Below are 14,203 nucleotides of genomic sequence, written 5' to 3' on the forward strand. Positions count from 1 at the left end.
AAACTGTGGGGACGACGGCTTTCTTCGCAGTATCGCTTCGTACAGAGGACGCTCGCTATGTCCCATGGCTCCCGCAATCCCGATATTCTCGGTGTCGATGCGCACACCTTCAAAGATCTTGAGATATTCGAGTCGGATACGGGCGATGCCAGCCTGTTTGATTTCTGCAACCGGACGCGATCCCTCGGCGGCGCAGCGGTACTACGGCGGCGTATGCAGAATCCGTGGGCCCGCGCGGAGTACATTGAGGCCACTCAGCTTGCGGTCCGTTTTATTGCCGAGCAGCGCGCTGTTTTCAAAGAGATGCCCTCCATATATGCGGTTGAAGGCACCCAGGATTATCTGCAGGAAATTTTGCCGAACCTGGATTTCCGCAACCGGCTGGAATTCATTCTGGGTTCGTTTCAGACCTGGGCCAATCAGGACAGTCATTACTTCAGTATTGTGCGCGGTGCCCAGGCAGCCTGCCGCCTGATTCGCGCACTGCGCCGATTTCTGGAGATTCCTCAATTAAACCGTGTACCCGGGGAGCTGGGGCCACTGTTACAGCAGCTGCGCGCGCTTCTCTCGCGCCCCAACTTTCGTATGGTGCCGGATTTTGACGTGGGTGGCTGGGGCGTGTGGAGAATGCTCAAACTCGACCAGATGCTCCGTATAAAAGAGAAGGACACACTCAGCCGCTTGATGGCACTGAATTATGAGCTGGAGGCGCTGGTGTCGATGGCGGATGCCAACAGCGAGCACGGGTTTGTTCTGCCGAAAATCGGCGATGGCCCACTGCAGGTCACCGCCGAGGGGCTCTATCACCCCTACCTCACCGATCCCATCGCCAACCCTGCCACTCTCAACCAGCAACGCCGAATCCTGTTCCTAACCGGCCCGAACATGGCTGGCAAGACCACCTACCTGCGCGCCTTTGCCACTGCCCTCTATCTCGCTCACCTGGGGATGGGCGTACCCGCACGCGCTTTCCAGTTTGTGCCAATGCAGTGGCTGTTCAGCTCCATTTCCCTGACGGACGACCTGCGGCGCGGCGTGAGCTACTTCCGCGCAGAAGCGCTGCGGGTGAAAGCCGTGGCGGAGGCTGTGGCCCGGGGAGACAGGGTGCTGGCGCTGATGGACGAGCCGTTCAAGGGCACCAATGTGAAAGATGCCTTCGAGGCATCACTGGCCATCCTCGAGCGCTTCTCTATTCGCGAGAATTGCCTGTTCATGTTTTCCTCCCACCAGATTGAACTAAGCGGTCACCTGCACCGCCTGCACAATCAGGTGGACTGCCGCTACTTTGAGGCGGTGGAGGCGGAGGATCGCCTGCGTTTCGATTACAAGCTGCGCTCGGGAATCTCCGACCAGAGACTGGGGATGCGAGTACTGCGGGAGGAGGGGGTGTTCGCGCTGCTGGATGAGGGTTCAATTGTGGCCTCGGAGAGCATCCGTCTTTAGATCGCAAGTGCTGCCTTTTCCGAGAGAAATTAGTTCATCACCCCATACCGCTGAAGTCATCTCTGAAAATTTTATTAAAGATGTATCCGAAGGGACGACTCCATTCGGTTGGCCCTGACTCAATCAGGTCTGAAGGTAAGGCAGCCTTCAAGTTGCGGTTGGCTGCGGTTTCAGTGGAGAACTGATATAAAAAAAGCCCCGTGGTTGCGGACAACCACGGGGCTTTTTTACGTACGTTGGCGAGCGTGAAATCAGTCGCCGTAGATGATTTTGCTGTTCACCTTAACGGTCAGTGGGTGGTAGCCCGGCTTGGCCTTTTCGAAAATCCGCTTGGCTTCGTCGGTCTTGCCGTTTTCTACCATGTTGCGGTACAGCGGGCGCAGGAATTTGTTGCGACCGATACTGACGAGGAAGTCTTCCAGGCGGGCGTTGGCCGGTTCGTAGTCGTTGCGCACGGCGATCATCAGCCAGCTGAAGGCGATCTCGTTGTTTTTCGACTGGGTCAGGTCAAAGGTGCTGTCCAGCTCCTTCAGCTGATCTTCGCTCAGTTTTTCCGGCATGCCGTCGAGGAAGTATTTCCACTGGTGGAAGGTCCAGTTTTTGGTATCGATATCGCTGGCTTTGCTCTCGCCGTTCAGCCACTTCTCGCGAATCGAATCCAGCTTGGTAAACGCATCGGAGGTGGGTTGCGGTGCGCCTTCCGGAATGCCCGGCTCGAAGATCCATTCCTGAATACGTTCGCGGTCCAGTTTGTCTGGATACTGCTTGAGCAGGGTGTCGTCCAGATACTTCACGAAGTCTTCGGTGGTGATGCTCTGGAAGGCGAAATGGTTGAAGTATTCCATCAGGAACTTGTCGAAGTTCTCGCGGCCCACTTTCTGCTCCAGTTCGTACAGGAACAGGGAGCCTTTTTCGTAGGGAATATTCGAGAAGACTTCATCGGGATCGCGGCCGCGCAGGTCGATGGCCATGATCTCGTCTTTGTCCTCGCGGTCGTCCAGGTCGGCTTTGAGGTCGTCATAGCCCAGAGCCATTTCCATCTGGTAGCGCTCGTCACCGTACACGAACTGCATGATGCGGTTGGTGAGGTAGGTGGTGAAGCCTTCGTTCAGCCACAGGTCGCGCCAGCTGGCGTTGGTGATCAGGTTGCCGGACCAGGAGTGGGCAAGTTCGTGGGCGATCAGTGCCACCAGGCTTTTGTCACCGGCGATGACCGTGGGGGTGATAAACGAAAGGCGCGGGTTTTCCATGCCGCCGAAGGGGAAGCTTGGGGGCAGGATCAGCAGGTCGTAGCGGTCCCAGCGGTAAGGGCCGTAGTTTTCCTCGGTCACCTCGAGCATGTCTTCGGTGTCTTCGAATTCCGCGGCGGCGGCATCCAGTAATTCCGGCTCGGCGTAAACCCCGGTGCGCTCGCCCATGGGCTTGAACTCCAGATTGCCGATGCCGATGGCGATCAGGTAGGACGGAATCGGCTGAGGCATTTCAAATTCATACACGCCGTCTTTTTCCGTTTGCGGGTCGTTGTTGGCGCTCATCACTGCCAGCAACTCTTCCGGGGTGCGGATGGTGGCCTTGTAGGTCATGCGCACTTTCGGGGTGTCCTGTAGGGGGATAAAGCTGCGCGCGTGGATGGCCTGGGCCTGGGTGAACAGGAAAGGGTGCTTTTTGCCCGCGGTCTGCTCGGGTTCCAGCCACTGTACGCCGGAGGCGCCGGGGGAGGTCTGGTACTGGATGGCGACACGGTTGGCGCCTTTGGGCAGCTCAATTTTCAGCGGGGTGCCCAGGTGCGGGTCTTTTTTGCCCATGCTGAATTTGGTGTCGGCCAGGCTGTCGCCGATGCCTGCGCGCACGGCGGTCACGTCGATATCGCGGGTGTCGAGGATCAGAGCGGGATTTTTCTGGGTGAGGCGCTGGATATCCAGAATTGCTTCACCCTTGAGGACTTTCTTGTCAAAGTCCGCGGTGAGGTCGAGATCCAGGTGCTTGACGCGGTAATCGTCGGTGTTGGCAAAGGAGTGGTAGTCGATGCCTGATTTCGGGGCGTTCCCGTCCCTCGATTTCTGGGCCATGGGGCCTTCTTTTTCGAGGTTTTCTTGAGTGTATTCGGTGGCGGCTTCCGGAATATCGTCAGCGCCCTGGCTGGCGGCGGGGCGCTCTTCGATCTGCTTCTGGCGGGCCGGGTCTTCGGACTTGCCACAGGCGCTCAGGGTGGCAAGGCTGCAGGCGAGTAGTCCGGCGCCGATCAGACGGCCGAAACTGGCTTGGAACAATGGGGGCTGCATGGTGGGCTCCGTAATTGTTGTATTTATGAACTCAGAACTGGGTAAATTCGTCGCGGCACAGAATACCCAATTGCCGATGTGACTTGGAAGCTTTCGATATCAAGTTGTGCGTATTCGGCAAGAATAGTCTTTTTTGTGCGCATTGTAGTAGCGATTGCGGGCAATATAGGGTTAGAGGGCGAGGTCGCGATGGGGGGAGAAGCACCTCCGGCGTATGTTCGGCTTAATAATTACAAGTAAAAGGACTTCTGGATGTTTATTTGCAGGTTGGGAAGGTGTGTGATGTGCGCACTGACAATGGTGATCTTCAGCGGGTGTAGTACTACCGCAGAGGTTCAGGTTTATACCCAGTACTTGTCTGTCGATGACAAGGCTGATCTTGCGCGCCGTTTTAGTGATGTTAACTTTGAAGTGAATTTCAATGACACGCCAATTCCTGCGGGTATACGCCATACAACATTAATTTACTCTCCGCATATCCCGGATATCGAAGCGATAACATCTCTGGTGGAGCTTTTGGAAACCACCAAGCATGGAGTTCCAAGATTGGCATTGACTGGGACGGAGAATCACTATTACTCCCGCGATATTCTGGGGCTTTACCTCGTGCCGGAGGCGAAAGGTATCAATACGCAGGTTCAGGTGAGTGAAGCGCTGGCGGTTGAATACAACGGGCGATGTGAGAGTGTAGATGTGAGCCTGAGCCTTAATAAAAATGGCACGTTGCTAATGGTGAGTGATTTGTGGGATGAGGAGCAAGATATTGGCTACAGTGAAAGCCGAAGCGGGGTATGGGTATTTTCTGACAGGCAAATTTCAATCACTCTTGAGGGCGATAGCCCGGTCGAATTTGACGTTGCCAGGTTTGAGAAAAAAAGTGGCCCGCAAGGGAATACATTAGCCGTAATCGAGCTGAACAGAAGTGGTAGTGCACCGTTTTACGATGGATGTGATTTCGTTTATCAAGCCATGGTGTATTAGCCATAAATTCAGTAGCGCGTAAACAAAGCCGGTAAGAACTTACCGGCTTTGTTCTTTGAGGTGGGTGTCAAAATTTTGAGCCCATTAAGTGTTCCCGGGCTCGGGCTGGCCCCACAAAAAGGCAGTGATGATGCCTAAAAAAAGCCCCGAATGGTGTATTCGGGGCTTTTGCTTGGGGCTTTTTTTGAGCTCTTTGTCAGGGGCGAGAGAGCCGAGTGATCACCAGCTTGGGTGCGCTGGTCAGGCTGATGACTGAGAGGCCATCGGCAGACAGTACCAACTGCCGTTGCCTGATTTCATTTCCGTAGCTGGAAATGTGGCCGCTCAGTTCGTTGACGCCATCTTTGCTGTACCACCAGTAGTCGGCACTCCCATAGTTGTAATGATCGCGGGCGCCAGCAAGCAGATCGTCATCGGTTGCAAGCTCGACACAGCAAGGGTAGGCAACGCCGGGGAAGTTACCTAAAACGGTGCCGCTGCTGGTGTCGAACTTGTCAAAGCTGTAGCCGGAAGTTCCAGAGAGGGCGTAGACAAAATCACCGTTGAAACTCACTGCAACATCACCTTCGCCGGAGGGTTGGGCGCGCTGTGTGGAGCGGATGTCGTCATGCAGACTTGAAAATGCGATATCAAAGCAGGCCATTCCAGTTCCGGTGGAGCAGTACACTTGGCCATTTTCACTCACGTCCAGTTCATCTCTATAGGCGGAATTAAACTCGGTGGTCGCTGTGATCAGTGACAGGTCTACCGCATCGATTACCTGCAGTCGGCCAAACGTGGAGTATTCGCTTTCCCGATAAAAAGTAAGCGCCAGTGGTTTACCATTTACCCGCCCATATCGGACATAAAGTGGATGTTTGTCGAACGTATTGGCGGTTTCGGTTTTGAGTGACAGATCGTAAGCCGTGACCGTACTTTGCAGGGTGTCTGTTGCAAATAGCGTATTGCCATCACTGGAAATCGCCAGGGAGCTAATTTCGTCCACCGACAGGGTGACGGTGTCTTCAAGGTCGCCGCTGTAGATGTTGTATATTTCAACGGTGTTGCTGCTGGCGACATATGCGTAGGGCTTGGCCGGGTCCGCCAGCACGTGACCGTAATCGCCATCGATCTCGATAGACTCGGATGGATTTGTGCTGCCTACCCAGAGGCTTACCTGAATGGTTTCAGTGTTGCTCACCGCGGTGTTGCTGGAACTTATGGCAATTTCCGCGGTGTGCAATGTATCCAGTGCCAGGCCATCCGGATTCGCCGAAATGGTGAGGTTTTCACCGCTGACACCGGCACTGTTGATCGTCAGCCAGTGAGCGTCTGTGGACGCCTCCCATGACACACCGCCCTGCCAGTAGCTGTCTTCAATCAATACCGATTTCTGCAGCACCTGCTGTGCGGGGAAGCTGGAAAACGCAATCCCATTATCGTGTGCAATTAGCCGGTTTTCTGAGCTTTTGATTGTGAAGTTATAGCTGGTGTCGATCGCTTCACCGTCTACGGTTGCCGATAGGGTGACCGTGCCGCTATGGGTTCCTTGCTGAAATTTTGTCGGGTCAAAATCCAGTGCGATCTCGTGTTGCTCGCCATCGACATACAGCTCCGGCGCCACCTCCCATGCACCGGCAAGTGGGAAGTCCACCGCAACACTTGTGATGTGACTATTGCTGCCGGTACCCAGGCTCACCTGATTGACCAGCGCGGTGCTGTTCCAGCCAAAGCTGGCGTCCAGCTCCTGAGTCGCTTCTGCAACCGTGAGTTGTGGTAGTTGAATGTCAAAATTGAATGTTACTTGTTCGACGTCGCCAGCATCGGGATCCGTGATGGACACGGTTTCGATAACCGTGCTAGCAGGGATCTGGGTCATGTCCAGGGTGAAGACCACCTGACCATCACCATGGCCGCTGGCTACGTCTGCACTAATGCCTGCCACAGTGTCGGAGGCTAATTCCCAATCCAGGTTTTCGGCTACAACATCGACGGCGAAGGTAAATGTACTCTCGGAGCTGCCGCGGACATAAGTAACGTTGTGTGTGCTGTTGGTAAGTGCCAGCTTTGCCCATTTTTCGGGATCGTACGGATAGTTGTCCGAGGTGTCGTCGTAGCCGTCGTTGTCATCGTCGGTATCGGCGTTGTCTCCGATACCATCGTTGTCGTAATCGGAGGCCTCATTCGGATTGGTCGGGAAGGCATCGTTCTCATCTGCTACGCCATCATTGTCGTCGTCACCATCGGCATTGTTGCCAATACCATCACTATCGCTATCTTCCCACTCGTTGGGATCACTCGGGAAGGCGTCTTCGCTATCTGGAACGCCGTCATTATCGCTATCGGGATTGCCGCCGCCAGAGCTGCTACTACTGGAACTGCCACTGCTGGAACCGCTACCGCTCGAACTGCCGCCTGAACCGGAAGAGCCGCCGCTGGAGCTGGACGAGCTGCTGCTGGATGAACTGCTTGAAGAAGAGCTACTTGAAGAAGAGCTGCTCGATGAAGATCCATCGCCACCGGTATACGAACCGGTGTAATCGGTGAGCTGGAATTCGTAGTCGGCGTCTGCCAGTCGCGCAATACCCAGGTCTTTGACGAAGGCAAAGCCGTGGTAGAGCTGAAGTAATACCTGGGTTCCGCCGATATTGGCCGTGGCGTCGAGAGCGAGTTGCACAACGTGTGCGTTGTCTTCAGTGTAGCTTGTGGTTACCGTGCCTTCGCCCTGATAGCCGCGTGCTGCATCATAGCTAAAGGTATTATTGCCATATTCTGGCGAGATATGGACGGTGCCACTTCCGCTCTGCTCATGAAAATTGCCCGCAGCCAGATTTTCATCCCACAGTAGTATTTTCTCATTCAAACGAAGATCTACGGTATAGGTGCCGACTCCGTCGATATAGAGGTCCGGTGCGTAAAAGCCGAGATAATAAATGCCGCTGTTGTCGGATACGAAGTAATACTTCGCTCCGCTCGGGAATACCAGAGCGCTGGCACTTTCTGAATTAATCTCCACATCTTCGAAATGAGCGGGCTCTGTGCTCCAGTTGTAATAGAGCTCAATATCGCTGCCTGTGGGGAGGTAGGCGTTGCCGCTGCCCGAAGAATTATTGTCTCCTCCGCTGCTACTGCTACTGCTACTGCTACTGCTACTGCTCGAATTACTACCAGACGAGCTACCAGAGGAACTACCAGAGGAGCTACCGGAGTCGCCGCCGTCTCCGCCCCCACCGCAGGCCGTGAGTGTTGCCGAAAAAACCAGGTAGAGAAGGACCCTGAAAATCGAATGTTGCATGCATTATTCCCTAAAATGCTTATTTGTCCGGTCCATCGGCAGGCCCGTCTGAATTAACGCCCGATATGACTTATTAGATCGAGTGACTATGCCGGTGGAGTGCCGCAGTATCTTACTTGGACAGCCGTCACCAGAGGCACGCGGAGTATGCTCCTGGCGACGAAATGTCTGCCGAAATTGGAATAATCGACTATACCATCAAGGTTTGTAAGAAAAAAATGCCGCCATCATGGTCTGAGCAAGTCGCTCTGCTAAGCGGAGCGGTAGGAGGTGTGCAGGCGCCTCACGAGGCACTCGCCACCTTCATCAACACCAGCCCGGCGACAATCAGTACCGCGGCGGTGATTTTCAGGGCGTTGGCGGGCTCGCCGAGTATGAGGGTGCCCACTAGGAAGGCGCCCACGGCGCCGATGCCGGTCCAGATTGCGTAGGCGGTGCTGAGCGGCAGGGTGCGCATCGACATTGCCAGCAGCCAGAAGCTCGCGATCATGGCGACGAGGGTGATGACGGTGGGGGTGGGCTTGCTGAAGCCTTGAGACTGCTTCATGGAAAATGCCCAGACGATCTCGAGGATGCCGGCAGCGAGAAGATGTAACCAGGCCATGTGGCCCTCCTTTTTTCAAGGTAGGAGCCAGGTCGTCCTGGTGATTTTTCCCGGTATGGGGGAGGTCGTTCCTCCTGTGCTGCCGATTCTACTCAATCTAAACTGAAATCAAAGTCCATCTCATCCCCCGGCGGCTGTACATAGTAGCCCTGGATGTAGTCGGTGCCGGTCTGCCACAGGGTGGGCAGCATGCTGGCTTGCTCGACGTGGGGGACGATAACCTGGGTATCGATTTCTTTCAGCTGGCCCACCAGTTTGACCAGTCCTTCGCTGTCCTCGCCTTCGTCCTGTACTTCGCGAACGAAGGAGGCGTCGATTTTGGCGATGTCGACTTTGACGTGCTCCAGGGCCTTGAACGGGCTGAGGCCGGTGCCGAAGTGGCAGATGGCCACGCGGCAGCCCATACCCTGTACCTGGGCGGCGAAGTCGCGGGCGGCGTGCAGGTTGCTGTTGATGTCTTCGGCGCGCAGCTGGAAGGTGACCGCATTGGGCGGCACCTTGGCGGCTTTGAAGGCAACGCCGAGCCAGGCGGCGAGGCTGGTGTCTTTCAGGGAGGCGACGGTGAGGTGCAGCAATACGGAAACCGCCTCACCTTTGGCGCGTTGTGCCGCGGCGGCCTTGATCGCGCTGAGGATTACCCAGCGGTCCATCTTGGTGGACAGGCCGGCGTCGCCGAGTGTCTCCAGGAAGGCAATGGGGGCGAGCTGTTCCTTGCCGTCCACCAGGCGCACCAGTACTTCGTAAATCTTTTCACCGCTGCCTTGCAGGCTGAGGATCGGCTGGTACAGCAGTTTCAGGTTGCCGGCTTCCAGGGCCTGGGTGACGCGGGCGCGGTGGTAGGTGTTGGCGTCGCCCTGCTGTTCGCTGTCGGGTTCGTACAGGGCGAAGCCGTTGCCGCTTTCTTTCTTGTACGCCTGGTCGTGGGCTTTTGAGGCCTGTTCGAGGACCTTGTCGGCGTTGCCGGACGTTTCACTGAGCAGGGAAATACCGACAGACGCGGTAATGTGCAGGGTTTTGCCGGCGGCTTCAAAAATGGTGTCGGCAATTTTTTGCAGCAGTTCTTTGGCGCGGCCTTCCGCGCTGTCCGGGGTGGTTTCCGGCATCAGCAGGCAGTAGCTCTCTTCGCCGTAGCGGGCGACTACGTCACCGCGGCGCACGCTGCTCTGCAGCAGCTGGGCAAATTTGCGGTGCAGGTCGTCGGCACCGGCAACGCCGACAATCTGTTGCACAGACTCTTCGAAGCGGTCGATTTCGATATACATCAGGCCACCGGTGCGCTGGGAGCCGGCGGCGGTCTGGATGGCGTTGTCCAGCAGCTGCACGAAGCGCTGGCGGTTGTAGAGGCCGGTGGCGCCGTCACGGTTTTTGGCTTCGCTGAGCTGGGCTTCGAGCTCCTCGGTATTGCCGCTGCTGGCGCCGATACGGATCTGCAGGCAGCGCTCTTCGTCGTACACGGTGGAGAGCACTTCCGCTTTGGTGCCGAGCGGCGCGCCGCTGGCGGTTTTGGCGGTGAACTGCCACTCCTGGGCTTCCACTTCATTGCTGTTGATGGCGCACTGGCGCAGGAACTCGCGCGCATCTTCCTGCTCGCCTTCAGTGAGCATGTCGATCAGTGGTTGGTATTCGATGTCGTCGCGGTCGCTGTAGCCGAAGCGCTCGGCGAAGGATTCGTTGGCGTAGACGATCAGGCCGTCGGACACGTAGGCGATGGCGTCCTTGGAGCTGTCGAGCAGTTCTTTGGCGCGGTTCAGGGTGGCGTGGTAACGGCGGTCGTGCAGTCGCGCATTGCGGCGCTCTTCCAGGGCAGTGAGCTCGCGCTGGATTACCAGAAGCAGATGCTGGTCTTCGTCGACGGTGACCACGTCGCGGGCGCCGGACTTGAGGCCTTCCACCACTGGCTGTGACCCTTCGCGCTCACTGAGCAGAATGGTGGGCACGTCTTTCTGCAATTTGTTGATAGTGCGGATGGCGGTCGCGGCTTCGAGCTGTTTGCTCTGCTCGGCGGCGATCAGCAGGTCCCAGGTGTGTTCCTGCAGAAGCTTGGTCAGGGCCGCCTCGCTGGCGACGTGCTGGGCCCGGTTGGGGCGGCCGGCATTGTGCAGCATGCTCACCAGTCGCTGGGCTTCAGTGGGGGTGTCGTTGATCAGAAGAAGGCGGATGGTGTTGTCGCTGCTCATTGTTTTCCTGTTGTACTGCGTCGCGGCGGTATTGTCTGGTTCGACTGTTTCATTCTGTGTGTAACCGCTTCCATGCTGTACCTGAGGGTCGGGTCGGTTGGCGTTCAACCGTCAGGCAGTCCGTGAGGCCGCGAACCGGGTAGTGTAGTTCGCGTGAAATGGCGCAAACAAGTGCATAGTCGGCACTCTGGGATCTGCTATGGAGATCCTACGTTAAAACAACGGTTTTTGCGCCATTTCCCTCAGGAAAACTCGAAGATGGCAAGGCTGCCAGTGGCGAGGCTCTGGGTGTGGAGGGTCACTGTGCGCGCCTGGCCGGCGCTGACGATATCCACAGTGTCACCGGTCTGGAACAGGGGGATGGGGAGTACCAGCTCCGGGGGCAGCCCGGCGTCGCCGGTGAGCAGACCGGCCATGGGATCTGTGCGGCGGCCGCCGCGGGTGTGGCGGTGCACGAGTACCGCGCTGGTGTGACCACCCAGGAATTCTACGCCCGCGCGACACTGGTCCGGCAGGGCGAACTGCCAGCGGATCAGCGCCACTTCCCAGTGACCTTTGCTCCACAGGGCGACCAGCTCGCCACAGCGCAGCCGCTCCTGAATGTTCGAAGGCAGCCGCAGGCCGGCGCCACCGTTGCTGGTGTTGAGCAGGGTGGCGGGAATCGGCTGGTAGCGTTGGCGTGCGGTTTTCACACCGCGATTGCGCGATACCGAGGGTGCATCGGGTAGCAGGCAGCTGCTACTGCTAACACTAGAAGTATCGGACGCCGACACTTCGTAGCTGCCGAGGGTGCGGCCCGAGCGGAAGTCGATGCTGTCGACGTCCATAACCAGGTCTCGGGCTGCCTCGTGGCTGGAAAAGGTCGCCTCAATTTCCGGGGCGGGTTCATCGCCGTGCTTCAGGTGGTGACAGATGGCGCTGATGCCAATCACCATCTGGCAGCGGATATTGACCGGTGTACGCTGCCCGCCACGGCTCTTTTCGCCCGCCCAGATATCCTGCACGCGCTGCAACAGATCGGTGCTCGCCTCTTTGCTGCGACGCAGGCGTTGTTGCAGGTGCTGCAGGGGGTGGGTGAGATCCAGAACCCAGCCCTGCGGCGCGGAGAAGTGCTTCATGTCTACCCGGCTGCGCTGCAGGCGGATGGCGGGAATCGGGGGTTGGTCGAGCCTGATGCTGGCGAGTAGCCCTGGTGTGCCGTCTTGGGGGCCGTCGAGTAGTCGGGTTTTCCCAGACCAGTGGCGGCAGAAGTGCCACAGCTGCAGTTGCTCCCTGGTGTCCAGCTGCATGGGATTGGCGCTGGCGAACAGCGCAGTCTGCAGGTACGCCTGCGCAATTCGGCCCCAGCGAAAACCGCCGGCCAGCAGGTCGGTGATAGACGATGCGAGCGGATCGGATACCCGCCGCTGGTCCAGGTGTTGCTTCCGGGCCAGTTGCAGCAGGCGCTGTATCCGCCCCCAGCTGCCTTTGGGGCTGGCGAGGAAGAACAGGCTGCTGGTGAAGATCAGCCGGCGGTAGCCGTCGATCCCCCGCTGCAGGGCTATAGCCAGACGACGGCGAGTCAACAGATTCTGCGGTGCTGAGGCGAGTTGCACACAGACGCTGGTGTAGGCCAGCGCCAGATGCTGGAACAGGATGATGCCCGTCAACAGGTCGCGCCGCTGCTCCTGTGTCTGCGCAAAAGCGGGGGTTTCACGGGCCTGAATCAACAGAGGCTGGATCAGTTGCTGGCAGTGCGCCACGACGACCGGGCGCAGGATCTCCAGGCTCGCCAGCCGCGTCCCCGCAGGTACTTTCCAGCGCGTGATCTCGGTGAGCAGGCTGCGCAGGGTGCCGGCGTTGCGCTGTGCTTTATCCGCCAGTGGGTTCTGTTGCAGGTAGCTGCTTATCCAGCGCTTTAATTGACGTGGGGAGTGACAGCCGCAGGTCAGGGCTGGCAGGTCCAGTACTGCCGGTGACAGGCGCTCCAGCAATGATGAAGGTGCGGTAGTCGATGTCGTAGAAGGTCGCGCAGACGATGTAGACGCAGGTGAGGCGTGCCTGGGGGAGGTCGCCCGGGGTTCTGGGTGGCCGGCTTCACTGCCGGTGGGGGCTTTGCCCGCAATTTGAGTATCGACTGCTTCCTGCATGACTCTGACCGGATCTTATCTCTCCGCAGTATACGAGACATCCGGGCATAAACAATCGTACCAGTTGAATGTGGCGACACATGTGTGTGGTTTTTCGCTTTATGGGTGCGCTCGCCGTCCCGCTGTTGGCGTCTGTTGGCTCTTTTTAGGGGATCGTTAGCCCTTTTTAGGGGGCTTCGGGGGTGTGCTTTTAGAGCGGTGTTTTGGATTTTTCCGCGGGGATCTCGCGCACCAGTTTGGGCACCAGGTAGCCGGGTAGCTGCTGGCGCAGCTGTTCAATCAGGTCGCGCGCGCGGGCGTCGCTCACCTCGAAGTGCGCGGCGCCCTGCACCCGGTCCAGCTGGTGCAGGTAATAGGGCAGCACCCCGGCGGCAAACAGTCGCTCGGACAGGGCCGAGAGCACATCGGCATTGTCGTTAATCCCCTGAAGCAGTACCGACTGGTTCAGCAGGGTGACGCCGGCGGCACGCAGCTTGTGCAGGGCTGAGGCTACCGCTTCGTCGATCTCGCTGGCGTGATTGCAGTGCAGTACCAGAACCGGCTTGAGGCGACTGCGGCTGAACCATGCCAGAAACTCCTCGTTGACCCGTGAAGGGGCCACGATGGGCAGTCGGGTGTGGATGCGCAGCTTGTCCAGTTGCGGGATCTGTTCCAGCTCCCCCGCCAGCCAGCCCAGTTGTCGGTCGCTCATTACCAGGGGGTCGCCGCCACTGAGAATCACTTCGCGCAGGTCCTTCTGGCTGCGGATATAGTCCAGCGCCTGCTGCCACTGGCTGCGGCTGAGGTGGTTGTCGCTGTAGGGGAAGGCGCGGCGGAAGCAGTAGCGGCAGTTTACCGCGCACTGGCCGGCGGCAATTAACAGCAGGCGGCCGCGGTATTTGTGCACTACACCCGGTACCGGGTTGGCATTGGCCTCCTCCAGCGGATCGTCACTGAACCCGGGAGTGGGCTGCAGTTCGGCGGCACTGGGCAATACTTGCAGCAGCAGCGGGTCCTGCGGGTCGCAGGGGCGGATGCGCTGGAGGTAGGGGCGCGGTACGCGCAACTGGAACAGCCCGGAGGCGGCGGCCAGCTGCGGCAGTTGCTCCGGCGCCAGTTGCAGCAGGTCGAGCAGCTCTTGCGGATCGGTGACCAGATCGGCCATTTCGTCCTGCCAGCGTCGCTCGGCGGCACTTTCCCCGCCGTGGGTGCGGATTTCGGTACTGCTGATTTCACGGGAGGGCTGGCGGTGCTGTATCATATCCGGCTGTTTTTTGGCGTGGTCGCGGGTTGCTGCTGAGTGGCTCATTTTCCCGGTATCGGGGCGCGCGAAG

At 58.1% G+C, this 14,203-nt stretch carries 8 protein-coding genes; 2 read left to right on the forward strand and 6 right to left on the reverse strand.

Annotated elements, in window-relative coordinates; genetic code table 11:
- The first annotated feature begins 57 nt into the window (after positions 1-57).
- The gene (locus Q1A74_RS08325; protein ID WP_299594586.1) at positions 58-1,443 is read left to right on the forward strand and encodes a hypothetical protein; all 1,386 of its coding nucleotides are present in this window, start codon (positions 58-60) and stop codon (positions 1,441-1,443) included.
- A gap of 251 nt (positions 1,444-1,694) precedes the next feature.
- Here Q1A74_RS08325 and Q1A74_RS08330 read toward each other — a convergent pair whose 3' ends face one another.
- The gene (locus Q1A74_RS08330) at positions 1,695-3,725 is read right to left on the reverse strand and encodes a M1 family metallopeptidase (protein ID WP_299594588.1); all 2,031 of its coding nucleotides are present in this window, start codon (positions 3,723-3,725) and stop codon (positions 1,695-1,697) included.
- A gap of 282 nt (positions 3,726-4,007) precedes the next feature.
- Between Q1A74_RS08330 and Q1A74_RS08335 the strand changes: the two genes are divergently transcribed.
- Positions 4,008-4,706 carry a hypothetical protein gene (locus Q1A74_RS08335; RefSeq protein ID WP_299594590.1) on the forward strand — a complete coding sequence of 233 codons (699 nt, stop codon included), beginning with the start codon at positions 4,008-4,010 and terminating at the stop codon, positions 4,704-4,706.
- 196 nt (positions 4,707-4,902) lie between these two features.
- On the opposite strand, the gene Q1A74_RS08340 is transcribed toward Q1A74_RS08335, so the two are convergent.
- The 5 genes from Q1A74_RS08340 to epmB all read right to left on the reverse strand — a co-directional run bounded on the left by Q1A74_RS08340 (position 4,903) and on the right by epmB (position 14,178).
- Entirely contained in the window at positions 4,903-7,980 is a 3,078-nt protein-coding gene (locus tag Q1A74_RS08340; RefSeq protein WP_299594593.1) for a thrombospondin type 3 repeat-containing protein, read from the reverse strand.
- Between the two features lie 283 nt (positions 7,981-8,263).
- Positions 8,264-8,584 carry a multidrug efflux SMR transporter gene (locus Q1A74_RS08345; protein ID WP_299594595.1) on the reverse strand — a complete coding sequence of 107 codons (321 nt, stop codon included), beginning with the start codon at positions 8,582-8,584 and terminating at the stop codon, positions 8,264-8,266.
- Between the two features lie 92 nt (positions 8,585-8,676).
- Positions 8,677-10,761 (reverse strand): EAL domain-containing protein, encoded by a 2,085-nt coding sequence (locus tag Q1A74_RS08350; protein WP_299594597.1) that lies wholly within the window; start codon positions 10,759-10,761, stop codon positions 8,677-8,679.
- A 242-nt stretch (positions 10,762-11,003) separates the two neighbouring features.
- A complete protein-coding gene (locus tag Q1A74_RS08355; RefSeq protein WP_299594599.1) occupies positions 11,004-12,890 on the reverse strand; it encodes a hypothetical protein in 1,887 nt (628 codons plus the stop codon).
- A gap of 190 nt (positions 12,891-13,080) precedes the next feature.
- The gene (epmB, locus tag Q1A74_RS08360; protein ID WP_299594600.1) at positions 13,081-14,178 is read right to left on the reverse strand and encodes an EF-P beta-lysylation protein EpmB; all 1,098 of its coding nucleotides are present in this window, start codon (positions 14,176-14,178) and stop codon (positions 13,081-13,083) included.
- Between the last annotated feature and the right edge of the window lie 25 nt (positions 14,179-14,203).

Origin of the sequence: uncultured Microbulbifer sp., assembly GCF_947504145.1 — a bacterium.
Lineage (GTDB): Bacteria > Pseudomonadota > Gammaproteobacteria > Pseudomonadales > Cellvibrionaceae > Microbulbifer.

Bases quoted from the DNA above. Each gene is read 5' to 3' on its own strand.
- Q1A74_RS08325 (WP_299594586.1), top strand. From the start codon at position 58: ATGTCCCATGGCTCCCGCAATCCCGATATTCTCGGTGTCGATGCGCAC.
- Q1A74_RS08330 (WP_299594588.1), bottom strand. From the start codon at position 3,725: ATGCAGCCCCCATTGTTCCAAGCCAGTTTCGGCCGTCTGATCGGCGCC.
- Q1A74_RS08335 (WP_299594590.1), top strand. From the start codon at position 4,008: ATGTGCGCACTGACAATGGTGATCTTCAGCGGGTGTAGTACTACCGCA.
- Q1A74_RS08340 (WP_299594593.1), bottom strand. From the start codon at position 7,980: ATGCAACATTCGATTTTCAGGGTCCTTCTCTACCTGGTTTTTTCGGCA.
- Q1A74_RS08345 (WP_299594595.1), bottom strand. From the start codon at position 8,584: ATGGCCTGGTTACATCTTCTCGCTGCCGGCATCCTCGAGATCGTCTGG.
- Q1A74_RS08350 (WP_299594597.1), bottom strand. From the start codon at position 10,761: ATGAGCAGCGACAACACCATCCGCCTTCTTCTGATCAACGACACCCCC.
- Q1A74_RS08355 (WP_299594599.1), bottom strand. From the start codon at position 12,890: ATGCAGGAAGCAGTCGATACTCAAATTGCGGGCAAAGCCCCCACCGGC.
- epmB (WP_299594600.1), bottom strand. From the start codon at position 14,178: ATGAGCCACTCAGCAGCAACCCGCGACCACGCCAAAAAACAGCCGGAT.